The organism is Desulfoluna sp. HI9BLuna, from assembly GCF_056829775.1.
On record NZ_CP186555.1, the window covers coordinates 1871439 to 1893352 of the forward strand.

The window sequence follows — 21914 nt, forward strand, 5'->3', positions numbered from 1 at the left end:
ATGGATAATTTTCCAGGGTATCAGATATTCAAGGGGTTAAAGTGAAAAAATATCCGTTTAAGATTCCACTTTTTGCTGTTCAATACTGCCGAACGGCACACTCAACACCCAGACAGTTTGCACACCAAAGAAACCGCGAGCACCTACCTATAAAATCCGTCTGATATTATTCAGATTTTGAACCAACCCACCATGTAGTCACCAACCACACAGGGTATTGATACACCCCGATTACATTTTCGTGTGTGCATGTGGATACTCGCTCATTTCCATGTTTGGCCTTTAGTACCCCCAAGCAAAATGGCTTCGCACACAACCTAACCCGCATATTTCGTGAGAAAACAACCAGCCAGAACGAAAACATCATGGTTTCAGATAGCGACAATAAAAATCTTAGCTATTTTGAAAATGCAAAATGCAAATCGACGTTTGCTGTTTGACTTTCTCACCCTTCGGGCGAGCCGAGTACACCCACCTTCCGCGTTATCAGAGCTTTTATAAAACCACGACTTCTGCAGCTCTGATGCCTTGAATATGGGTGCACTCGACACGTGAAATATCCAGGCTAACGGCTTTAGAGTAATGCGCAGGACCTTTTCCACCAGACAGGAACCTGTGCCCTGAGCACCAAGGCTCGCTCAGTATTTTTAGTCATACGCCGTAAACCTCCATTTTTCAACTCAAAAGCTCATTATCCCTGAAAGAGAACTTTGGACAACAGCCTGTAAATTTGTATAAAACCCTCTTTCTCATCAACACACATGCCTATCTCTCTTCGGTTCCCGGATCAACCTGAACACCACCTGTAGATTCTTTCACTGAACCAAAAAGGAGAATTTTGTTGGGTATCTGAAAAATGAACACAGGCCCGCAAGGTATGATGAGGATGAAAATGCCGGGAGGGGAATTGATTCGGTGATTTTCGAAATGAATAACAGCGGGATTTACCAACAAAAAAACTATTGACACGCAAAAAGGATGGAATTAGGGTGGAACGTAATAACTAGTTATTACGGTAATCATGGAATTCAAGATGCGACCCGACAGGATGCAGCAACATCCTGCCAGGCCTGACCAAAACAACCTAACCAGGAGGTCGTCATGGCTACACGGTTTTTTACACCACCCCCACCCCCATTTCAAGTCGTATTTTCCTCATCACGTGCAATCCCGCGCCCCTTCCATCAACGCAACCGCCTTTATAAATGGCCTATTTTTGAATAGTGATTGGTGAATAGGGAGTAGTGATTGGAGATTATAGGTAATGGGTCATGGGTCCCGTACGATTCCATGGTGCCCTTCCCTATCACCTATACCTATAAGCCTCACGGGCCCACGTAGTGCGTTGTCTCTGGTGTCCTGTTTTGGCCCGATCAACCCGATCTCCATTTACCACTTACGACTCGCGACCATGGTGCACAGAGTGAACCCTACGGGCTGGTGGTTCACGGGGCGCGGTAAAGGACCCCGGAGTCCCATCTCTATTCACTCTTCACCACTCACGACTCACGAAATCGGTGCACAGAGTGCACCCTACGGGGCGATGGCTCCCGGGGCCCTGTAAAGGGCTCCGGGCAGTCCTGTGCCTATTTACTCTTCAAAAAAAATGGGGGGTCATCATGATCTCATCGGACAGCCAACCCGGCCCGGGTATGTTTTCGGTATCGGAGATACCCGAGCTTTGTGACGCCATCAAAGACGTTCATCGCCTCCTCACGTCCGTGGGGGCCTTCTTTTCCGAACTGGAGGGTACTGAAGCGCCGGGAGGAAACGGCCTTCAGATAGACTTCAAGAAATGGGGCCTTCGCACCATCACGGAGGATCTCCTGGAGCGGCAGTACCAGGCCGTGGAGCACATTGTGGCGTTTTACAAGGGCGAACAGGAGAAAATGGCCCGGAAAAACAGGGGGTGACGGGAAATCCGGGGCAGCTTACACAGAGCCGGATGGATACGTTATTCCTTCCGAAGGGAAATACCCATGACCTTTGCGGTGGTGGGCCCTGTGTTCCAGACGGAGTGGCGTGTCTCTCCCGGAACCCTCAGAGACATCCCTTCTGTTACGGCAAAGGTTTCTCCATCCATCCTGATCTCGATTTCGCCTGCAATCACCGTGAACAGGTGGTCATGGGGATGCGTGTGGTCGGGGTCGGGGCCACCGCCCCGGGGGTCGATGTAGGCAATGGCGCAGTCTTTTACCTCGTCATCGATGTGTGAAGAGAGGACCAGTGCCTTAAACGCTTTGTGATTTTTGGGTGTGATAAAATCATTCATTTTTTTTCTCTTTCTTCATAGCTTGGGAAGACCTGACAAAAACCAGAATGTATTCCTCATTCATGACAACCGTAAGGATTAAACCACAGAACGCAGCGTGTCATCAACCGTACAACGGCTATTCGAGATCGTTCACGAAGGAATATCGCAAAGCGGCAAAGACCGTTCAGAATGGCTCACCATGCTGCGTAGTCCGCAAGGCCTTCGACATCGAATATCTCAAACTTGTTCTTGGTGATCTTGCCGATGATATTCTCGCTGCGCAGTTGGGAAAGAGCCCGGGAGACGGTCATGAGATGAAGGCCGAGAAAATTGCCGATGTCCTGCTGGCTGATGGTGATCTCGTTATCTCTTTCATAAAGCTGGAAAAGGATTTCCGCGACCCGGGTGATGGGCTTGTTGTTGGACAGGTTTGCCACGAAATGGCTGAGGTAGATCCGCTTGTAGATAATGTACTGGGAAAGGTTGATGGACAGCTCCGGGTATGTGCGGACAAAATCGGTATCCATGAATTGACGCGGTGAAAACGCATAGGCCTGGGTATCCGTCAGGAACTCGAACGAGACCCGGTCCTTGTGGTGAATCATGCAACCGGCTTCATTGCACAGGGAGTCTTGCCCCACAAAATACAAAATACGCTTTTCGCCGCTGTCCAGATAGCAGCTGTAGCTCAGGCACCCCTCCTTGATGAGGTAGACCCCATCGGCCGCCTGGTCCACCACCTGCCCCTTGGCAAAGGATTGCAGGGTCGCCATGTGAAGGATCTCTTTCCAGCAGGTGTTCATCCCTTCAATGATGATGTTTACCTTCTGGTGGTCCGGAAATCCGTATGGTCTTTCAGTCATCTCGCCCCCATGATCTCACTTACCGCTTCATACGTTCCCGCCAATGGATTCAGTCCAAAAACCACATGATCATCCCCCTGCCGAATCAGCAGCCGCAGCCCATCCCCGGGTTGTCCGGCACCAGGCAACGACGGGGTGAAACCATAGCCAACCGACCCTTTCTGTTAGCCGGACTCATTGTATGGAACTCATCAAACCAAAAACATAACAAATGTTATTTTTTCTCCACGTTGTACGGGCTAAAGTAGCCCCACATCAGAGGCGCTTTTGGTTTCAACCACTTACCCCGGGGCAAAAAATGATGCAAAGGCCGAAAGGCAGAGCATCGACGAGCCATGGTGATGTCATCACCCGAAGCTGGCTCAAGAAACCGCCATAAAAGCGCCCCCAAAAAAGAGAAACAAGGAGTGAGAAAATGGATATAGAGACGTTGAAAAAAACTATTGAAGCGAAAGTATATCATATTCAACCAGGTGAGAAAGTGCCGTTGCACGAGCACCCGACCCAGGATGAGGTGTTTTATTGCATCCAGGGCTCTGGCGTTGGAATCGTGGAAGACCAGGAATTCGAGCTGAATGTCGGGGATGTGTTTACGGCACCGGCCGGAAAAATGCACTCCGTCCGAAATGACGAGCCCCTCGTATTGGGGGTCCTTCTCATCCCTGTAAACAGGATTGTCTGCCACTGCAACCAGGTCAGTTACACAGATATCAGGAAGGCCATGGCCAGCGGAGCCCGCACAGTGGAAGAGATCCAGGAAATCACCGGCGCAGGCACAGGATGCGGGAATTGTATCGGCGAAATCGAGCACATCCTGTCCATCGCCTGCGGATGCAAAAATGTGACCATGGACGATGCGGTGAATGCTCTCCATGGGGGTGCCGATACCGTTGAAAAGATGATGGAGGCAACAGGGGCAGGCAATGGCTGTGAAAAGTGCAAACATCTCCTGCAAAACATCATTGACATAAAGAGGTGATGATTCCCTGAGAAAGGGGGCAGATCTTCCCTGTGGACAGGCACTTTCAACGTCACAGTCCACACACGATCGCCCCCCTTCTCCATGGGCCAGGGGCACAACGATGCCTTACCCGGCGGCAGATTGGTCATCTGTTTTTATCCGGCAAAAACATTCGTTTTTTTTGTTCAATCAATTCATGTCATGGACCTGTCCCCCTGCCAAAAGCACAGGGACTCATGCTGTCACCACGGCCTTGGCCAGCTTGCTGGCGGAGCCGGCATCCGGGGCGTAACCGTCGGCACCGATCTCGTCGGCAAACCCCTGGTTCACCGGCGCGCCGCCGATGAGGATCTTTACCGAATCGCGAAGGCCCGCCTCCTCGAAGGCGTCCATGGTCTTTTTCAACATGGGCATGGTGGTGGTGAGAAGAGCCGACAGGGCCACGATATCCGCATCATGCTCCCGGGCCGCCGCCACAAAAGCCTCGGGTTCCACGTCCACGCCGAGATCTACCACCCCAAACCCCGAACTTTCAAGCATCATACGCACCAGGTTCTTGCCGATGTCGTGCAGGTCGCCCTTGACCGTGCCGATGACGAGGGTGCCCACGTTGCGGTTGTCCCCCTCGCCCAGCCGGGGTTTAAGAACTTCCACGGCGGAGGTCATGGCCTGGGCGCACATGATCACCTCGGGGATAAACATCTCGCCCGATTCCATCTTCTCACCAACAATATCCATGGTGGAGATCAGCCCCTCATTCAGAATCTCCACTGCAGGAATGCCGGTATCCAGTGCGCTGTTGACCCGATCAATGAGCTGGTCGGTATCTCCTGACATCAATGAGGCCATGATGGCTTCGTGATTAGACATGATCGTTCTCCTCTGTGATGGGGTGACTGCAAAGTGACTCTTCCGTTGGAAACCCCCTCCGGCGGCCCTTTCGGTGCGTTTTTCCAAAAACGACACGCCGGAGGCAAGGCCCTATTCTTTGTCATCCATGGTTATATCAAGCGTTCACAGGCTCTTTTTCCTGCACATCAGGGGCCGGGCCGCACTCCTCAGAATCGGGAATACACGGGTCGTCCCTTCGCATGGACACCACCATGCTGACGCACATGCCCACCATGATGAAGATAATGAGCAGCGAGGCAATGATGGAGGAGAGCTGAAGCCCTGAGATCCCCTTGCCCACCATGACAAGGGTGATCCCTAAAAGGCCGATGACGATGGCCCACAGGGCGCGAATCCCCTTGGGGGGCAGATCCGGGTTTGCATCGGCGCGGGTGGAGACCTGGGCGCAGACGTATGAATACGAATCCACGGTGGTGGAGAGAAAAATCACCACAAGGATCAAAAAGGCTGCTGCCATGACGCTTCCCATGGGGAGCTGCTCAAGCATGGTAAAGACCACGCCGCCGGTACCGGTCTCTGCCATGGAGTCCACCAGGCCGGTCTTGGCGATGAGTTCCTGATAGAGGGCGGTGCCGCCGAAGGCGGTGAACCAGAGCCATGTGGCGATGGGGGCCACGAACATGTGCACGAGCACCATCTCACGAATGGTCCGCCCCTTGGAGATGTTGGCCACAAACAAGCCCGTTGCAGGGGCTGAAGCAATCCACCACGCCCAGTAAAAGATGGTCCACCCCTGGGGAAAGCCCCCCTTGCTCACGGAGTCGGTCCAGAAACTCATCTTGAAGAAGTTGGTCAGGTAAAGGCCAAAGGCGTCCATGCCCATGTTAATCTGAAAAATGGTGGGTCCTGCGAAGAAGACGAACAGCATGAGGACCATGGCCAGCGGGATGTTGATGTTGCTGAGAACCTTGATGCCTTTGTCGATGCCGCTGACGGTACTGAAGGTAAAGATGGAGATCCAGACCACGGCGATGAGAATATAAACCATTTTCGTTTCGGGGATCCCGAACAGGGAGTTGAGGCCGGAGGCAAGCTGCATGATGCCGAGCCCTGTTGCCGTGGTAACGCCGCCGATGACACCGATGACGAGAAACGAGTCCATCACCTTGCCAGCCCACCCGTCGGCGCGGTTCCCCATAAGGGGCCGAAAGGCGGCCGAAAAGCGGGGGCTTGCGCCCTTGCAGTGCATGAAATAAGCCATGGGCACACCGATGGCCATATAGATGGCCCAGGGCGTCCATCCCCAGTGGAAAAAGGCGTAGGCCAGGGAGAGCACCCCTGCTTCGGGGGTTCCGGTCTCGACCCCGAAGGGAGGGGCCTTGAAGATGGAGAGGGGCTCGGCAGCGCCCCAGTAGACGAGGCCCACGCCGTAACCGCAGGCAAAGATCATGGCGAACCAGGAGAAATAGGAATATTCGGGCTTGTCCTGCGGGCCTCCCAGCTTGATCTCACCGTAGCGGCCGTAGGCAAGCCAGAAGGCAAAAATCACAAGGAGGAAGCCGACCAGCAGATAGAGCCAGCCGAACTGATGGGTGGCCACCTTAAAGGCGCGGTTCATGACCTCGCCCATGCCGTCGGTGTCGGTGAATGCCCAAGAGAAAAAAGCGAGCACAACGGCCAGGGTGCTTAAGACGACCGGGATTTCTATGCGTTGATGCCAGGGACGATCCGTTTGATTTGTCTTCATCTGTTCCTCCATCTTCATGTCATTTTGGCCGGGCACTACCCTGCCGTATGGCCGAGGGGTATACCCAATGATTCAAGGAAGGTGTCCAGTTGGTTCTGACGGTTCGGTTCATGGTGCGGCGGTTTATATGCGCTCAGCAGGCGATCACGGGCGGCGTCGATGCGGTCGTCGAACACCTCTTTTCCCGTACGGCCCTTCAGGGGCCCCCGCCAGCTGACGGACGGGATCCAGGGAGTGGTGCGGCAGTTTTTCAGGGTGTGGGGGTGGGCCAGGAAGGGGACGCCATCTACCCCCTGCTCAATGACGGAAACGGCCAGGTCGTCGGTGGCGGTCTCATACCCGCCCTCCAGATACTCCACCATGGAGATCACCTCAAGGTCGGTGATGAACTTCTCCACGCTCATGGCCCCGTAAGCATCGAGGATCCCGGCGCTGTGCAGCATCAGGTTCACCTTTTCGCGACGGGAGACCATTAGGGACATCATGCTCTCATAGCCGCTCTGGGCATTGACGCAGCAGGCATCGGTTCCGGCTCCGCCGCCGCGGCAGGGAAGGCCGTAGCGTTTTGCCAGGCGGGCTGTGGTCATGGCCTCAAGGGAGAAGCCCGGCGAGCCGATGGAGACCCCGCCGGTGGCCATGTCCGCGGTGGTGGCCTGGAGCCCGTACACCACCGGGGTCCCCTCCCTCAACAGCTGGGTGATGGCCACACCGGCCAGGGCCTCTGCGTTGCCCATGGCAAGGTTCCCTGCCAGGGTCACCGGTCCCGTGGCACCGGCAATGGGGCCCGGAGAGATGATCACCGGCTGCCTGTACCGGGCGCAGACCTCCATGGTCTCCAGTGCAATGCTGTCGAACTGAAGCGGACTGGTGGCGTTGACCAGGGTGATGATCTGGGGCTTTGCCTCAAGGGCTTCTTTCCCTCCCCGGGCAATGGCCATCATCTCCATGAGAATCTCCACCTCACGGCCATGCCCCGGCATGCCCATGAGGCACTTTTCGCTGTGCAGGATGGCCGCGCGGAGCATCAAGGGAAAGCTGTGCTCCGGGGTGATGTCCGATGGCTGCACAAGGACCCCGCCGTTGAGGCAAAAAGCCGGACTGCTCTCCACAAGCTTTAGGAAGGTGAGGTAATCCTCAAAGGTTGCGCTTCGCCGCACGCCCTCCCCATCAAGGATGGAGGGGCACCCGTAGCCCGCGCCGTAGTACGTCCGATCTCCCCCCAGCACCATGTCATATGCAGGGTTTGCCGCGTGGAGCCTGATCTCCGACGGCGCTGAGGTGATGAGGGACTCCACCTGCGCCCGCGTGAAAAAGAGGGTATCGCCATCCCTTCGAATACCGCGACCCGAGAGCATCTCCAGCAGCTCCGGATGGTGGATCCGGACGCCGAGGGTTTCAAGGATGCTCATGGATGCTTCATGGATACTGCTTAACGGGCTGTTCATTACACCTCCTTCTCATGGCATGTACTCGCAAAGACGCTGGGCCGCTTCAAGGCCCCCCTCCCCTGTCGGACCGATCCCGTCACGTAAAAAAGAGGGGGGCATCCCATCACGGGTCACTTTTTAAGGCAGTCAAGGAGCTTGGGAAGCTCGCCCTCCACCATCTTGTAGGTGTGCTCGTCGGCCGGAAACTGCCCCGCCCTCACCTCCTCGCCGTAGGTTTCAAAGGCTTTGCGGATCTCGGCCCCGAGGGCAGCGTACTTCTTGACAAACTTGGGGGTAAAGGCCTGAAAAATCCCCAGGACGTCGCTGCAGATCATGAGCTGGCCGTCGGCGTGGATGCCTGCGCCGATGCTGTAAACCGGGATGTCCAGCCCCTCGGTGATAATCTTCATCACCTCAGGGGGCACGGCCTCCACCAGAAGGGCAAAGGCCCCGGCCTCCTGGATGGCGTATGCATCTTCGATAAGGGCCATGGCGGTCTCGGCGGTGCGGCCCTGGGCCTTGAACCCACCCAGTTGACCGGAGCTCTGGGGCGTGAGCCCGATGTGACCGATGACCAGCATGCCGCCGTCTGAGATGGCGCGGATCTGGGGACAGACGCGTTTGCCGCCTTCCAGCTTGATGGCGTCCACCGCCGCTTCCTTGTAAAACCGCCCGGCGTTGAGCACGGCGTCCTCCACGCTCACCTGGTAGCTCAAAAAAGGCATGTCGCCGACGATAAAGGTGTTCGGGGCGGCCCTTCGCACCGCCTCGCAGTGCATGAGGCACTGGTCCATGGTCACGGGCACGGTGCCGTCGTAGCCGTAGACGCACATGCCCAGGGAATCTCCCACGAGGATCATCTCGGCGCCGGACTGTTCGGCAAACTCAGCGGTGGGGTAGTCGTAGGCGGTAAGCCAGACCACCTTCTCCTGGTTCTCCTTCATCTTCTGCAGGTCAAAACGGGTGGGTTTGCGTTTCATATGCTTTCTCCCTCTGGGGTCTATGACGCGTCTGACATCGGGTTGATGTTGGGCCTTGCCTCAAGTGTCCGGGTCCATGCGTCCAGTTCGGCCAAAACGGCCTCATCAAGGGCAGGTACCTTGTGGGTGGCAAGGATGGCGTGCATGGATTCGCGGATTTTTGCCCTCACCTCGGACGTCTCCGGGTTTTTCATCTTGCGGCTGAAGAACTTGGGATAATGGATGGTCCTGAAGTTCTTCATGGTGTGCTTCTCCGTGAGATAGGCCCCACCGGGACCGGTACGGGTGATGATCTCCACCATCTCGTCAATGTCGTCCACGTCCACGCCGCGCACATAGTGCTTGAGGTTCTCGATAATCTCATCGCAGAGCACCACCAGCTCGGGGTTGACGCTGTTGCAATGATCGGAGACCCCCACGTCGTGCACCAGGTTGGCCTTGGACAGAAGGGTGGAGAAGATCTCCTGGGTCACCTCCGACACCGCCTGGATGTCCAGCCCCTTTGCATCGGTGCACCCTGCCGTGCCGTAGAAGGGCAGGCCATAGTAACTCACCAGCTCGGACGCCGCCGCCACCATCAGGTGGAACTCCACCGCGCCGTAACTGCCGATGGATGAGATCATGTCCATGATGGAGGGCATGGCACCGTAAATAAAAGGAGCCCCCGGGCATGTGCGCTGGTGCACCACAAGGCCTCCCAGGGCTTCGGCGTTGCACTGCACCAGGGCACCGGAAAAGCTCATGGGCGCGGTGCCCCCCATCATGCAGTACGGCATGTAGACCACGGGAATACGGTTCAACGCGCTGATGATCAGTTTTTCCGTGCTCTCTTCCGGGTGCGAGAGGGGCGGAATGGGTTCGCAGTAGTTAAAGATAAAGGGCTTTTCAGCCAGGGCCTCTTTGCCGCCGGCCACCACCGCCGCGATATCGATCACCTCCTGAAGGCTGTCGATGTCGTTGGTGGAAAAGTTAATGGTCTTGCTGAAGTGCTTCACCGTCTCGATAAAAGAGATCTGGGTCTGTATCTCCGGGGCCACGTCCTTGCTCATGCCCACCGACAGAATAAAGTCGATGTTGGGCAGGGCGTCGGCCAGAGTGCACATGGTCTTGGTGTCGGCCTTGAGAAAGGGGCGCACCTTGCCGGTGTCCGGGTCCACAAACTCCAGCTGGTCGGCGTGGGTACCGAAATGGACCGCGTTCTCGGCGTTGATCACCATGGCCTTCTCACCGGAACGGTTATAAAGCACCAGCTCCTTGGGGACCGTCTCCAGGGCCTCTTCCACCAGGGCCCTGGGGATCTTTACCATGCCGTCGGCGTCCACCTCGCACCCGGCGTCACGCAGCACCCGAATGCCGCGCTCCCCGCCCACGCGCATGCCCACCGTTTCCAAAAGGGTGAGGCTCGCCTCATGAATCTTCGCCACCTTCTCCGGCCCGAGGAAGGTGACATCGATCTGTCGCTTCATCTCAATTCCCATGCTCTCCTCCCAATCGCCTGGGGCCCCGGGAAAAAGGGGGCCCAGGCCTGTCTCTCTTCGCGATTAGGCTTCCAGGGGCTTGTAGGTGCCCTTGTGCAGGTACTCCAGCATCTCGTCACCGCTCATATGGCCGATTCCCAGGTAATCCAGGGTGTAACCGGTCTCGTAGTAATCCGATTCGGTCATGACTCCGGCCAGGCTGATAAGGGAATCCACGATGGGGGTTTTGACGCCGAACTTCTTGCCAAGCTCGTGATAGACATGGCAGCCCACGGGGATGTCTTCGGTGATGTAGCGGTTGTGGACGGTGAACGGCCCCGTGCCGTACTGGATGTAATCATGCTCTTCAAAGGGGATCTCGTAATCGGGGCCCATGTACTCGCAGCCCAGGATGTTCTCGCGGGAGAAAAACTGCTTCTTCTCAAAAAACTGGATGCCCACGTTCATGGCCTCGGCCAGGGCGCACTGCTCTTCATACAGCCCGTACTGAACCTTGGAGATGGAGGGGCAATAGGCATGGGAATAAATGGAAAAGTCGTTCTTCTCTTCGCCGTAGATAACGCCCCAGTTCTCCATGACGCCCACCCCCAGGATCACGCCGGGGCAGTGAAGGACCGGGTTGACGTTGGAAAAACCAGTGTCCATGACGGTGTCGCCCCCGGCAACGCCATCCCCGTTGGTGATGGCATCAAAGGCACCGATGTACTTGGTGGACTCCAGGAAAATCTCCTGGTCCAGGGAGGGCAGGGACGCCCCCCGAAGGGTGATGGCGCGGTAGTAGGCGCGAATGCTGGGAAGCACCACCCCGCCCTTGATGTCCACGCGGCTTCCGTAGGGGGAACTGGACCATCCGCCGATGATCACCTTCTTGTCGCACCCGGCTTCACGCATCATCTTTCGGAGCAGAAGCGACCCGTAGTTATCCGGAATGATGTGGATGATCATGCCGTCTTCAAGGGCGGGGATCAGTTTTTCAAAAAAGGCCCGGTGCCCGAGGGACGGGGTGGTGAGGATGACGATGCCCGCGCCTTTCACCGCTTCGGCCACATCCGTTGTCACTCCGTCAAAAAACACACGACCGGAACGTTCAAACCCGTACAGGTTGAGCTGATCGCCGTAAAACTTCAGGCCCTGCTTCTCCACACCGAAAAGGGTCTGGTCGGAAAAGGGGGGAAGGTCGCACAGACGCACAGTGTTCCCGGCCAGGGCGCAGTCCCCGGCCACAGCCTTGCCGACGCCACCGGCACCCAAAACGGCAATGGGTTTGTTTTGAACATTCTCGATAAAGTTCATGCGTCACATCTCCTTTGTTGCTCAGACAGTCTCGTATGATGGGCTTCACGGGTGTCCGTGAAACGGCTTGGACGAAAAACAAAGGGCCTTGCATCACCCGGGGTAACCCCTTCATCGAATTGGCCTTTTTTTCGTCTCTCGTTTGGTGAAACTGCCATCTGGGTATTGCCAGAGTCGTGCCAGAAGCCGCATTTGCGATTCAACACCATGTAAACAAAGGCTTTTTCTAATCCATCACCCGTTTGAACGCAGACAAAAAAACCGCGTCAAAACTGACGCGGTTGTGATCACTGCCTGAAAAAGAGTTTGTGTTGAAAGGGGTTACGGCCCAGGTGCGCCAATTCTGACGTATGCGTCACACCTGGCGCCCTCAGTCCCCTTGCGAAATTCCATGCTGACGCAGCCGTCGCTGCAGGGTGCGGAGCCCCACCCCCAGGCTCTTTGCCGTATGGGTCCGATTTCCGCCATGGCGTTCCAGGGCCTTTAAGAGAAACTCCTTTTCGAACCGTGCCACGGCCTCTGAAAGGCTCTCCGTGCCCACAGAGACGGCTAGGGTCTCCCCATCTTCAGGCACCGGGCTTTCGGGACATGTGGAGGCAATAAAATCAACCTGCTTGAGGGTGAGGTAACGCTGCACCATGTTCTGCAGCTCACGCACATTGCCCGGCCAGTGATAATTCTGCATGGAGCGGATCACATGCTCGGGCATGGTGGCGATATGGCTGTCGTCGCTGAACTTTTCGAGGAATCGATAGATAAGCAGAGGAATATCACTTCGACGCTTGCGCAACGGGGGAAGGTAAATGGGGACAATGTGGATGCGAAAGAAAAAATCCTGACGCATGGCCTGCTTTTTGACCAGCTCTTCAAGATCACGGTTGGTGGCTGCGATGATGCGGATATCGGGGCGTTTCACCTCCTGGCCCCCCACGGGGGTGAATCCGCCGTCTTCAATGGCCCGGAGCAGCTTCACCTGCATGGACAGGTTGATCTCACCGACCTCGTCAAGAAACAGGGTGCCGCCGTCGGCCATCTCCAGGTAGCCGGGCCGGTCTGCCGTGGCCCCGGTGAAGGCCCCTTTCTTGCACCCGAAGAACTCGCTTTCAAGGAGGGTCTCCGGGATGGCGCCGCAGTTCACCGAGACAAATCGGCCCTTGCTTCGTTTGCTGCGGTTATGAATCGCCCGGGCCACCAGTTCCTTGCCGGTGCCGGACTCGCCGTAGATGATGACGTTGGCCTGGGAGCCTGCCGTGTTTGCGATGAGCTCGTAGACCTCCTGCATGGCCGGGCTGTTCCCGATGATCTCACCGAACCCCGGCTCCCCCGTCACCAGGGATTTGAGCCTCAGGTTCTCATGCAGAAGCTCCTGCTCGATGGTTTTCTGGGCAGTGACGTCCATGGTGAACCCTTCGATACAGACCAGCTCGCCGCTGTTACCAAAGACCCCCGTGCCCCGTTCCCAAACCCACCGAACACCACCGGTGGCCGTGGTGATGCGGTAAACGATCTCATAGCGCCGCTTTCGGCCCAGGGCCTTTTCGACCTGGTCCCACACCAGGGGACGATCATCTTCATGGATGAGGCTGTTGTAGATCTCCCGGTCGCCCATGAGCTCCGAGGGGGAATAGCCGGTGAGCTCCAGGCTGCCGTCGCTGACAAACTCCATGACCCAGCCGTTGGCCGCCACCTCCCGGCACCGGTACGCCATCCCGGGAAGATTCTGGAGAAGCGTCTGATGGCGCCTCTGGCTCTCAAGAAAGGCCTCTTGCCAGTCCTCTTTGCCCGAAATACTGGAGACACGCCCCGAAAGACGCAGGGGCCTGCCCGGGCTCTCATCAAGGGTGCCCCGGCAGAGGGTCCAATAGTAGGCGCCGCCCCGGGCACGGAGGCGAAAGGCCACCTGCACCGACCCCCTTCGCTGAGTCAGTACCCGGGCCATGATTCTGCGGATGGCACGGTTGTCTTCAGGGTGGATATAGTCGATCCAGATGCCGGGGGAGGGATCCTGCTCATCCGGGGCGTACCCAAGCATGGCATAGTAGCCGCTGCTGCACACCGCTTTGTCCTCCCCTGCCACCCACTCCCACAGCTTGGGCTCTTCTGTTTCGTAGGGCGCACTGCGCTCCTCAAAAAAAAGCTCCTCGGGATTCAGCTGGCAAAGCCTGAATTTGAGGTAGGCAAGTTCTTTCTCCAACTCTTCATAACTGGGCGCTTGTGCCATCACACACTCCAGAAATCAAATCATGGAAAAACACAGATAATGACGTGATAACTGAAGATACTAAAATAAATAATTTAGAAATTAAAGAACTGATTTACTGAGGATCCAGAGGAAAGTGTTGAGGCACCATGGCAGCCGGGTCAGGTGCCCTGGCCGGTCTCCGGGTTCAATCGCTCCGAGCACACCCGGCAGAAAACCGCATCGGGGTCATGGCCCTCGGCCATGCAGGCCGGGCACACCTGGGTGGAAACCCGCTTCTGACCCGCCAGGCTCAGCTCGGAGGTGACGATGCCCGTGGGCACGGCGATGATGGCATAGCCCATGACCATGATCAGGGCGGCCAGGGCCTGCCCGGCATTCGTCTTGGGGGAGATGTCCCCGTAGCCCACGGTGGTCATGGTCACAATGGCCCAGTAGATGCTCCTGGGGATGCTGGTGAACCCGTGCTCCGGGCCCTCGATCATGTACATGAGAGAGCCGAAAATGATCATCAGGGTCAGCACGGTGAGGAGAAAAATCGTAATTTTCCGACGGCTCGACTGCAGGGCCCGGACCAGCACCGAGGCCTCGCCCACGTAATTCACCAGCTTGAAAACCCGGAACACGCGCAGCACCCTCAGGATCCTGACCACGATGAGATACTGACTGCCGGGAACCAGCAGACTGATGTAGGTAGGCAGGATGGCCAGCAGGTCCACGATCCCCAGAAAGCTGCCCGCATAGGCCAGGGGCCGGTTCACACAGGCCAGCCGCAGGATGTACTCCAGGGTGAACATCAGGGTAAAGGCCCATTCCCACCCGTAAAGGTAATACCCGTAACGGGCGCTGAAACCCGAAATGCTGTCCAGCATCACCACCAGAACGCTGGACAGGATCGAGACGATCAGGACCACGTCAAACCATTTACCGGCCCGGGTATCGGCTTCAAAGATGATCTCATGGAGCCGGTGTCGAAACCCCGACACCGCTTCTTTTGCAACGGCCATTGTCAGTTCTCCATAAAAAGACGAGGGCTACGCATCAGAAAGCCCCGCTGCCCTCAAGGTGCCATCATGGGACGGCTAAGCTTCGGTTCTTGAGTTCAACAGCCACAAATCTCTCCACGAGAAAATCCGGGAGGTCGTCCACAGACCTGAAATAATCCTTTGAGACAATCACCTGATCCCCGGTGTTAAGCTTATACACGATCCCTTCATCGATATATGCCAGGTACAGGATAGAACGTTCGGGGTTGTAGAGATAATCCGGCAGGCCTTGTTCCTCGACAACGCTCTTCACGATCCTCGAACAGTCGGACTCCCTGACCATCAGCTGGTACCCGAATAAGCCTGCAGCATAGTTTTTATCAACGCAAATCCACCCGAGTTTTTCATACTTGTCATGATCAAAGCCCGACTTAGACACCGCACACCCCGCCATCGACAGGAAGATCAGCACACACACACCATACACAACCCTCGCGCCGTATTTCCGCGAAACCATCCATACTCCTTTCCCGTACATTGCCTTTACCGGCCTTACTCCCGGCCAGTTGTCTTTGGCCAGTGCCTGGCCATCACCTCTTGTTTAAATTGCTGGAACACAGCCGACAACTCAACCTGATAGACCTGCAGGAACGCTTCATTCTCAGCCTCCGGGGCCCCCATATCCAGGTTCAGAAAGGCAAAAAACCGATCGGAACCGTAGTGCGTCATCAGGTAATCAACAAAACACCGGTACTCGGCGTATTCAAAAAGGTATCGCCGGTCGGCGGGAATATGCCCGATCAGGTCCGGGTTTTCCCCGTCGTCACCGGTGAAATCAAAAAAGTACCCTTTGTCCACGGCCAGGGAGAGAAACGCATCGCCCTGGTAGTAATGGTGGGGGTTCCCGTAGTACACGGCAAGGCCTTCCCTGATCCACCGCTTCAGCTTCAATGCATGGGGCAGGGTCATGTGCTGAAAAACAAGGGCATGGGACAACTCATGCTTCAGGAAACTTCGGATATCCCGTTTTGTCTCCTTCACCGTGGGGTTGACATAGATGACCGTCCCGGTACCCATGGTGCAGAGGTGGGATCGCTGGGTCGAATACCTGTGGTACTGAGCCGGTGTGGCGCACAGGATCACCTTCACGGGGTGGGTGTATGCCAGGTGGTGAAAGGCTTCGGTTTCCTCCATCAGGTCCCCGATATGCCCGTAGTCATCGGGCAGGGACGTACCCTTAGGGTAATACACCGACCACCGGGCGTTCCCCTCGTGGGCATACCCGGGCTTCACCGGTGACCACGGAAAGAGAAAGCCCCAAAGAAAAAGGTACACCACGCCAGACAACACCAGGAAAAGAACAAGTGCCAGGCCTTTTTTTATCATTCACAACACCTGTGCTTTCGTTGTTTCACAAACCCGCATCAGGGCGCCACGCCCCACCGGTGATATCCCCACGTGGACTCCCCGTCGGTGGTCTTCCGGCCGCCGCAGGCGGGGTACCCCGGGGGCACGCACAACACGTTGCGCATGGTGGCGTCGATGCTGAAGCGGCTGAACATCTCCGTCAGTTTTCCATGCTCGGGGTTCAGCTCCGGCAGGGAGTAATAGACCAGCTCGCCGATGGATTTACGCAGCCAGTCCTCCACGGACTCGTCTTCCCCCAGGGGAGCCCCGAAGGTCTCCGAAGCTGCCATGGCAGCCAGGTTGGCGTACTGCCGCACGGACCAGTCGCAGAACTCCAGGACGTCGTCTGCGTAGCAAAGCTCAAGGAGGTACGACCGCTCGGCATCGGCCAGGGTCTCCTCTTCCTCCTCGGTGAGCTGATCGTACAGAAACTTTGCCGCCGGGCTTTCCAGCTTATGGATCACAAGGCCCGGGTGCTCGCCGCTTCCCCCGCCCAAGATGAGGTCCGAAGGGGACGCGCTGAAATCATAGCCGCCCCAGTCATCGCCCTCGATCTCCTCCAGGGGATGATAGATGGGTAAATAGCCCAGGGACCCGATGTACTCATGATCATACGAATCGATATAGCTCATGCATTCCCCCTTGTGGGTTAATTTGATACGCCCCTCACCCGGATTACGGGTGCACTCGGCTCGTGAAATAGACGGGTTAGCTTTCGGAGCAGCTTTGCTCCTTGAACTCCAAAGGGGCGGCCGGTCCGACAAACCCTTTTGGTTTTGTCGTTTCCTTCCGCCCGAAAACGGCTTTGCACCCCTGGCCGTAATAGACGGTGTATGTCTCCAAATCTATGGATGTCACCGTGGCCGCGACTTCGGGATGTTTTTTGATATAGTCCATCATCACGTTCAGGTCCTTCATGTTCTGGTATTGGGGTGGCAGTGCTGCCACGGCAACAGATGCCCAAACCAGAACAATCCCTGACAGACCGATCCATTTCATCCGGCGTCTCCCGTTGTGAAATCGGTTCATAACACTCCTGTCCAAGGGCGCATGAAGCGCATTGCGTTAAAAGGTAAACCCCAGATTTATACCACCCACATGGGCCTTGGTGGTGGTCCTGTCGCTGATGTTGCGCAGGGCGCTGAACCTGTAAAACGGACTGATCCGGAACCGGCTGATGTCCAGGCCGAGCTGGGCCTGAAAATACCCGCCCACAAGGGTATCCATGCGCCGTTCGCTCCCCTCTTCCGAACGCTGGCCCCCACCCTGGAACCCGCCGGACAGCCGCAGGTGGGTCGGCGCAAGGGGCGTTGTGGGAATGTTGAGCAGGGGCAGCTCCACCCCGAGGCCAAGCCTGCCCAGGAGGGCCTGGTTGCCGATGGAGTATTCGGCACCCAGCACCAGGGGAAAGGAGATGCCGCTCACCTCAAAGGTGTCGATGCTGTAGCCAAAACCCAGGGTGCGGAACTGATCCAGGCTGTTCACCTGGAGAAAGACCCGATGCCGCCTGTCCCCCAGCCCCCCTGCGCTCACCGGTCCGGTGGGGGACAGCACCGTGTCGAATCCCGGGGCCGCCACGTTGGGCTTTCGCATGGGGAGACCGGCGCTCCTCAGCATGGAGGCCACAACCGAGTTGCAGTTGGGGCCGTCCGGGGCATACGGGATGTTCCACCCGTTGATCTGCCTGGCATGGCTTTTCATGGTCCGGGCCTTGGTGCACGCCTGGTTCCCCTGATAAACCGTCACCGAAGGAGAGCGGGTGTCGTAATCGATGAACCCCGGGCGGTAGGCACCGCAATTGGTCACGATGTTTCCGTACCCCCGGCCCCCGCCTGCCGGGCCGCCCCGGATGGCCCAGGGGTCGCCGTTGGCGTCGGTGAACACCACATAGAGATGAAAAAAAGAGATATTGGGCATGGAGATCTCCCCTGCCCGAACATCGATGCTCCCGCGACAGGTCTGGGGGGTGTTGCCCGCAAAATTATTGGCGCAGGAGCGCTGGATCACCTGGGGGTGTTCAGGGGCCCTCTGCTGCTGGGCCACATGGACGAGTTCGTGGGCGAGAAGGTGGCGGCCCGAAGGTGACTCGGGGGCGTATCGCTGCCTTGCAAAGACAATATCATTGCCAAAAGTATATGCCTCAGCGTTCAGACGCTCCGCAGACAAGGCGGCCTTGTGGTCGGCGTGGACTCGGACACGGGAAAAATCCCGGCCCAGGGAGGATTCGAAACGCGCCCTGGTTTTTCCGGGCAGGGGTTTTCCGTCGCCATGGGGAATGGGGGTGAGCGCTTCGGTGCCTTTCCCCCGAAAAAACCAGGGGGTGCCAGGGGCAGGCCGCCCGGTGATGGTCACGGAAGGCGCGGTGCTGCCCTCGCAGGCCTTGCACGCCACCTCGTCGGCGATGCGATGGGCTTCCCCCTCACAGGCGTCGCCGGGGGCACTCACCCTCAGCCCGGCCTGTACGGAAGCATGGGCGCCCTGCCGCGCCAGTCTTTCCACAGACCGATTGCCAAGGACCCGCTGCAAGGCGATGTTCGGACCGCCGTACAGGGAGGGCCCGACATGTGGCCGATGTGGCACCCCGGCACCCGTAACCGTTGCCGTACGCTCCTCCGCTGCCCTGGATTTTCCCGCCGACACACGCATGGCACGTCTCCCTTCACCCGAAAGGCACAAGCCTGTTTGTCAGAATTGTCTCAGCCCGCCCTTGGCGTTGAGAGTACCTCAACGCCACCGTCAGCAAGTATTCCCATGGAATCTGTATATTTTTCAGTGTGAAGCAAGTCCCAATTGAAAAACGGCACAGACCGCGTGCCCTTACCCCTTGTTCGTTGCAGTCACCACAAACAAGGCGCTTTGCCTTCCCACATCGGGATGGATGTTCCGAAGCATGTCGCACTCGGAAATGGAATACCCTTTCAACTCTTCGGTCAGTTCTTCCCGCGAATAAAAATGAAAGAGTTTACCGGTGCCGTCGTCAAAGGTAGAGGGCTCGATCTCTTCCCAGTCCTGCCTCGGGTAGGATTCATCCTCCCGGTCCAGCACGCTGGCAAAGAGGACACCGCCCTGTTTCAACACCCTCTTTGCCTTGACGAGTAAGTCTACCCGTTCTTTTAACGTTAAGCAATGAAGGACATTGAGCATCACCACCACATCAAAGGAGCCGTCGGGCACGTCCTCGGGAATGGAATCGTGCCTCATGAATCGGCATCGTCCGTTCGTCCGCGCGTTGCCCAGGGCCACGGCTTTTTCTACGGCCCGTAGCGAGATATCAACCCCTGTCACCCGAAGCCCCTCTTCGGCCATGAGGTAGGCATAGTTGCCGTCTCCGCATCCGAAATCCAGCACCGATGTCGCCGGAAAGTCACCCAGAAACTGCTGGAGCATGTGCCAGAGCGGCTCGTAGACAGGGGACGGTTCGGTGCCGTTGTAATCGGTATCCCAGGGGCTGAGGACTGTTGTTTCCATGATTCTTCCTTACTGCCTTTGCAGGGTAATAGGTCTGGGCGCTCATGGGGCCAGGGGCTTTTCATCATGGGAAAACCACACGGCCACGTGGGGGTACATCCGATGAAACCCACGAATCGCATTTGCCGATTCCCGAACGGCCTGCTGCCCTTCTTTCCCGCCATCGGAATTCATGAACACCCCCTGGGTCATGCCCCAGGCCGAGAGCTCCGCATCCCCCACGACAAGGATGGGGAACGGTTCCGCATTGATCAGGTAGGCAAGATGGTCCGTTGTGTGGCCCGGTGTAGACAGCGCCCAGAAGGAGCCGTCCCCGAACAGGTCCACCGCATGATCAAACGGAGGAATCGCCGGAGCTGAATCGGTATCAATAAGAGAGATATCCCCCTTTCCTTTCAGGTGGCTCCCCGTCATCAGGCGGTAGTGCGCCGAATTCTCCTTCTTTCCATAGCATATATTGCACCAGGGAGACAGGGCCGGTATCCCTGCGGTATGGTCCGGGTGCATGTGAGTCAAAAAGAGGTGGGAAGGATGGATGTTGTTTTTTCGAAGCCGGGACTCTAAGTCCTCATCTTTTTGCTGGGTGTAGCGGGCCCTGTTGCCCTCGAGAAAATCGATGACAAAGGGCGACAAATTCCCAAAGGGGGGATTTTCGTAAAACGACCTGTCAAACCCGCTGTCGATGAGGATATCGCCCTTCTCCGGGTGGTGAAAGTAAAACACCATCACCGCGTGGGAGACGGTCTTCGATGTGTCCACACCCGCCGGGATACTCTCCGCCTGGGTGTAAGGTGCCAGGGGGGAGGTAATCGTCCCTGTGTTCAATGCCCTGAATGCCATGGGCCTTGATGCCTGAAAAACCTCATCCCAGCTGTGATACTTTTTCCCGTTCATTGTCATGCCTGCGTCCATGGCTTCCTCCTGTGTGCCGTTTGGTTGCGTCTTGGTTTCCGGCCCTTCGCCTTGCAAAGGGGCTGTGCCGGTCTTATTGGAAATCAAGTTCCGTGCCGAACATCACATCTCCCCCGTTTTGAGCAAATTACGTCCGGCAGCCGCACACAAAGGATCGCATGCGGTGTCACACGGGGTCATATGTGGTCCTATGTCTGCAACGTGACGTATATGGCACCCAGAAAGCATGCTTTGGAACCTCAGGCATAGGAGACAACGTCGTAGTCAATCTGCTGCTCGTCAAACCACCGCTTGATGGCCGTAAACCCCCGGAAGCCACTTTTTAAAATCTCCAGAATGTTGCCGGGGCAGATGGCCTTGTCCGCATAGAGCCAGTACTCGTAGTCCCAGTCCCCGAACGTGCCGGCCGCCGAAGGGCCTGTGTCGCAGCCCTGTACCACCAGCTTGTCTCCCTTGAAAAAAGCCTCGATGGTTGTGCTCTCGCCTTTTTCACCCACGTACCTGTAAACCGTCACCTTCTCATCCATAATCGATTCCTTAATTTCTTTTGCCTTATGTTTCGATGTCCCAGCCCGGGGGCACCCGACCTGAAACCATGCCGAACACCCACGCGCAAGAGTATCTACCGTTTCTCCGCTGTTTCCCTATGAAACGGATCACGCCTTAAGAGACGCGGGGTGAAAGGCCCCATGGCTATTCATACCTTTAAAGTCAAAAGTTACGTCACAAGGTACCGAGGGCACAGGAAACCCGACATTAATTTCTTACCGAGAAGGTGCAACTTGTTGTTGACAAAAACGGAAAATGAGTGATAGCAAACCTCATTCACACAGATGTCCTTAATCGGACTTAATAGGGAAGACGGTGTAAATCCGTCACGGTCCCGCCGCTGTAATCGGGGACGAAAAACGCAGGCACGACACCCCTGGTGCGTGTTCATGTCACTGGCTTTGCCGGGAAGGCGCGTTGAGTAGATTGATCCGGAAGTCAGAAGACCTGTCTGTGATGTGGCATACCCATGTTTCTTGCGAGCGACGAAAAACGTGGGAGAGCCCCCTTAGGCGGGGCGACCCGGGGATCAAGTTT

The 21914-nt window shown here is 56.8% G+C and carries 20 protein-coding genes and 1 riboswitch; of the genes, 2 read left to right on the forward strand and 18 right to left on the reverse strand.

Features of this window, described 5'->3' with window-relative positions:
• Nucleotides 1–1619: 1619 nt before the first annotated feature.
• Nucleotides 1620–1913 (forward strand): hypothetical protein, encoded by a 294-nt coding sequence (locus tag ACOYW0_RS07420; protein ID WP_482417894.1) that lies wholly within the window; start codon nucleotides 1620–1622, stop codon nucleotides 1911–1913.
• Between the two features lie 41 nt (nucleotides 1914–1954).
• On the opposite strand, the gene ACOYW0_RS07425 is transcribed toward ACOYW0_RS07420, so the two are convergent.
• The gene (locus tag ACOYW0_RS07425) at nucleotides 1955–2272 is read right to left on the reverse strand and encodes a cupin domain-containing protein (protein ID WP_482417895.1); all 318 of its coding nucleotides are present in this window, start codon (nucleotides 2270–2272) and stop codon (nucleotides 1955–1957) included.
• Between the two features lie 176 nt (nucleotides 2273–2448).
• On the reverse strand, nucleotides 2449–3117 hold the full coding sequence (locus ACOYW0_RS07430) for a Crp/Fnr family transcriptional regulator (protein ID WP_482417896.1): 669 nt from the start codon (nucleotides 3115–3117) through the stop codon (nucleotides 2449–2451).
• Nucleotides 3118–3532: 415 nt separating this feature from the next.
• On the opposite strand from ACOYW0_RS07430, the gene ACOYW0_RS07435 reads away from it, so the two are divergent.
• Nucleotides 3533–4096, forward strand: coding sequence for a (2Fe-2S)-binding protein (locus tag ACOYW0_RS07435; protein WP_482417897.1), 564 nt, complete (start codon nucleotides 3533–3535; stop codon nucleotides 4094–4096).
• A gap of 216 nt (nucleotides 4097–4312) precedes the next feature.
• Here ACOYW0_RS07435 and ACOYW0_RS07440 read toward each other — a convergent pair whose 3' ends face one another.
• The 16 genes from ACOYW0_RS07440 to ACOYW0_RS07515 all read right to left on the reverse strand — a co-directional run bounded on the left by ACOYW0_RS07440 (nucleotide 4313) and on the right by ACOYW0_RS07515 (nucleotide 21355).
• On the reverse strand, nucleotides 4313–4948 hold the full coding sequence (locus tag ACOYW0_RS07440; RefSeq protein WP_482417898.1) for a corrinoid protein: 636 nt from the start codon (nucleotides 4946–4948) through the stop codon (nucleotides 4313–4315).
• Nucleotides 4949–5084: 136 nt separating this feature from the next.
• A complete protein-coding gene (locus tag ACOYW0_RS07445) occupies nucleotides 5085–6677 on the reverse strand; it encodes a BCCT family transporter (RefSeq protein ID WP_482417899.1) in 1593 nt (530 codons plus the stop codon).
• A gap of 35 nt (nucleotides 6678–6712) precedes the next feature.
• Nucleotides 6713–8122: a trimethylamine methyltransferase family protein gene (locus ACOYW0_RS07450; RefSeq protein ID WP_482417900.1), complete on the reverse strand. Its 1410-nt coding sequence runs from the start codon at nucleotides 8120–8122 to the stop codon at nucleotides 6713–6715.
• A 113-nt stretch (nucleotides 8123–8235) separates the two neighbouring features.
• Nucleotides 8236–9084, reverse strand: coding sequence for a 3-methyl-2-oxobutanoate hydroxymethyltransferase (gene panB, locus ACOYW0_RS07455; RefSeq protein WP_482417901.1), 849 nt, complete (start codon nucleotides 9082–9084; stop codon nucleotides 8236–8238).
• Between the two features lie 20 nt (nucleotides 9085–9104).
• Nucleotides 9105–10550 carry a trimethylamine methyltransferase family protein gene (locus tag ACOYW0_RS07460; protein ID WP_482417902.1) on the reverse strand — a complete coding sequence of 482 codons (1446 nt, stop codon included), beginning with the start codon at nucleotides 10548–10550 and terminating at the stop codon, nucleotides 9105–9107.
• Nucleotides 10551–10625: 75 nt separating this feature from the next.
• On the reverse strand, nucleotides 10626–11855 hold the full coding sequence (locus tag ACOYW0_RS07465; protein WP_482417903.1) for an NAD/NADP octopine/nopaline dehydrogenase family protein: 1230 nt from the start codon (nucleotides 11853–11855) through the stop codon (nucleotides 10626–10628).
• A 370-nt stretch (nucleotides 11856–12225) separates the two neighbouring features.
• Complete coding sequence (locus ACOYW0_RS07470; protein WP_482417904.1) at nucleotides 12226–14076, reverse strand: sigma 54-interacting transcriptional regulator; 1851 nt, start codon at nucleotides 14074–14076, stop codon at nucleotides 12226–12228.
• Between the two features lie 140 nt (nucleotides 14077–14216).
• Entirely contained in the window at nucleotides 14217–15062 is an 846-nt protein-coding gene (locus tag ACOYW0_RS07475) for an ion transporter (RefSeq protein WP_482417905.1), read from the reverse strand.
• Between the two features lie 64 nt (nucleotides 15063–15126).
• A complete protein-coding gene (locus ACOYW0_RS07480; protein WP_482417906.1) occupies nucleotides 15127–15558 on the reverse strand; it encodes a hypothetical protein in 432 nt (143 codons plus the stop codon).
• Between the two features lie 35 nt (nucleotides 15559–15593).
• The gene (locus ACOYW0_RS07485) at nucleotides 15594–16427 is read right to left on the reverse strand and encodes a gluzincin family metallopeptidase (protein ID WP_482417907.1); all 834 of its coding nucleotides are present in this window, start codon (nucleotides 16425–16427) and stop codon (nucleotides 15594–15596) included.
• 38 nt (nucleotides 16428–16465) lie between these two features.
• On the reverse strand, nucleotides 16466–17080 hold the full coding sequence (locus ACOYW0_RS07490) for a hypothetical protein (RefSeq protein WP_180147215.1): 615 nt from the start codon (nucleotides 17078–17080) through the stop codon (nucleotides 16466–16468).
• 76 nt (nucleotides 17081–17156) lie between these two features.
• Nucleotides 17157–17447, reverse strand: coding sequence for a ssr3402 family protein (locus tag ACOYW0_RS07495; protein ID WP_482417908.1), 291 nt, complete (start codon nucleotides 17445–17447; stop codon nucleotides 17157–17159).
• 66 nt (nucleotides 17448–17513) lie between these two features.
• Nucleotides 17514–19094 (reverse strand): eCIS core domain-containing protein, encoded by a 1581-nt coding sequence (locus ACOYW0_RS07500; protein WP_482417909.1) that lies wholly within the window; start codon nucleotides 19092–19094, stop codon nucleotides 17514–17516.
• Between the two features lie 171 nt (nucleotides 19095–19265).
• Nucleotides 19266–19916, reverse strand: coding sequence for a class I SAM-dependent methyltransferase (locus ACOYW0_RS07505; protein ID WP_482417910.1), 651 nt, complete (start codon nucleotides 19914–19916; stop codon nucleotides 19266–19268).
• Between the two features lie 42 nt (nucleotides 19917–19958).
• Nucleotides 19959–20828 carry an MBL fold metallo-hydrolase gene (locus tag ACOYW0_RS07510; protein WP_482417911.1) on the reverse strand — a complete coding sequence of 290 codons (870 nt, stop codon included), beginning with the start codon at nucleotides 20826–20828 and terminating at the stop codon, nucleotides 19959–19961.
• A 239-nt stretch (nucleotides 20829–21067) separates the two neighbouring features.
• Complete coding sequence (locus tag ACOYW0_RS07515; protein ID WP_482417912.1) at nucleotides 21068–21355, reverse strand: hypothetical protein; 288 nt, start codon at nucleotides 21353–21355, stop codon at nucleotides 21068–21070.
• Between the two features lie 287 nt (nucleotides 21356–21642).
• A riboswitch (cobalamin riboswitch) is annotated at nucleotides 21643–21846 on the forward strand.
• Nucleotides 21847–21914 lie beyond the last annotated feature (68 nt).

Excerpts from the sequence above, each read along its gene's own strand:
- ACOYW0_RS07420 (WP_482417894.1), top strand. The coding sequence starts at position 1,620 with ATGATCTCATCGGACAGCCAACCCGGCCCGGGTATGTTTTCGGTATCG.
- ACOYW0_RS07425 (WP_482417895.1), bottom strand. The coding sequence starts at position 2,272 with ATGAATGATTTTATCACACCCAAAAATCACAAAGCGTTTAAGGCACTG.
- ACOYW0_RS07430 (WP_482417896.1), bottom strand. The coding sequence starts at position 3,117 with ATGACTGAAAGACCATACGGATTTCCGGACCACCAGAAGGTAAACATC.
- ACOYW0_RS07435 (WP_482417897.1), top strand. The coding sequence starts at position 3,533 with ATGGATATAGAGACGTTGAAAAAAACTATTGAAGCGAAAGTATATCAT.
- ACOYW0_RS07440 (WP_482417898.1), bottom strand. The coding sequence starts at position 4,948 with ATGTCTAATCACGAAGCCATCATGGCCTCATTGATGTCAGGAGATACC.
- ACOYW0_RS07445 (WP_482417899.1), bottom strand. The coding sequence starts at position 6,677 with ATGAAGACAAATCAAACGGATCGTCCCTGGCATCAACGCATAGAAATC.
- ACOYW0_RS07450 (WP_482417900.1), bottom strand. The coding sequence starts at position 8,122 with ATGAACAGCCCGTTAAGCAGTATCCATGAAGCATCCATGAGCATCCTT.
- panB (WP_482417901.1), bottom strand. The coding sequence starts at position 9,084 with ATGAAACGCAAACCCACCCGTTTTGACCTGCAGAAGATGAAGGAGAAC.
- ACOYW0_RS07460 (WP_482417902.1), bottom strand. The coding sequence starts at position 10,550 with ATGAAGCGACAGATCGATGTCACCTTCCTCGGGCCGGAGAAGGTGGCG.
- ACOYW0_RS07465 (WP_482417903.1), bottom strand. The coding sequence starts at position 11,855 with ATGAACTTTATCGAGAATGTTCAAAACAAACCCATTGCCGTTTTGGGT.
- ACOYW0_RS07470 (WP_482417904.1), bottom strand. The coding sequence starts at position 14,076 with ATGGCACAAGCGCCCAGTTATGAAGAGTTGGAGAAAGAACTTGCCTAC.
- ACOYW0_RS07475 (WP_482417905.1), bottom strand. The coding sequence starts at position 15,062 with ATGGCCGTTGCAAAAGAAGCGGTGTCGGGGTTTCGACACCGGCTCCAT.
- ACOYW0_RS07480 (WP_482417906.1), bottom strand. The coding sequence starts at position 15,558 with ATGGTTTCGCGGAAATACGGCGCGAGGGTTGTGTATGGTGTGTGTGTG.
- ACOYW0_RS07485 (WP_482417907.1), bottom strand. The coding sequence starts at position 16,427 with ATGATAAAAAAAGGCCTGGCACTTGTTCTTTTCCTGGTGTTGTCTGGC.
- ACOYW0_RS07490 (WP_180147215.1), bottom strand. The coding sequence starts at position 17,080 with ATGAGCTATATCGATTCGTATGATCATGAGTACATCGGGTCCCTGGGC.
- ACOYW0_RS07495 (WP_482417908.1), bottom strand. The coding sequence starts at position 17,447 with ATGAAATGGATCGGTCTGTCAGGGATTGTTCTGGTTTGGGCATCTGTT.
- ACOYW0_RS07500 (WP_482417909.1), bottom strand. The coding sequence starts at position 19,094 with ATGCGTGTGTCGGCGGGAAAATCCAGGGCAGCGGAGGAGCGTACGGCA.
- ACOYW0_RS07505 (WP_482417910.1), bottom strand. The coding sequence starts at position 19,916 with ATGGAAACAACAGTCCTCAGCCCCTGGGATACCGATTACAACGGCACC.
- ACOYW0_RS07510 (WP_482417911.1), bottom strand. The coding sequence starts at position 20,828 with ATGGACGCAGGCATGACAATGAACGGGAAAAAGTATCACAGCTGGGAT.
- ACOYW0_RS07515 (WP_482417912.1), bottom strand. The coding sequence starts at position 21,355 with ATGGATGAGAAGGTGACGGTTTACAGGTACGTGGGTGAAAAAGGCGAG.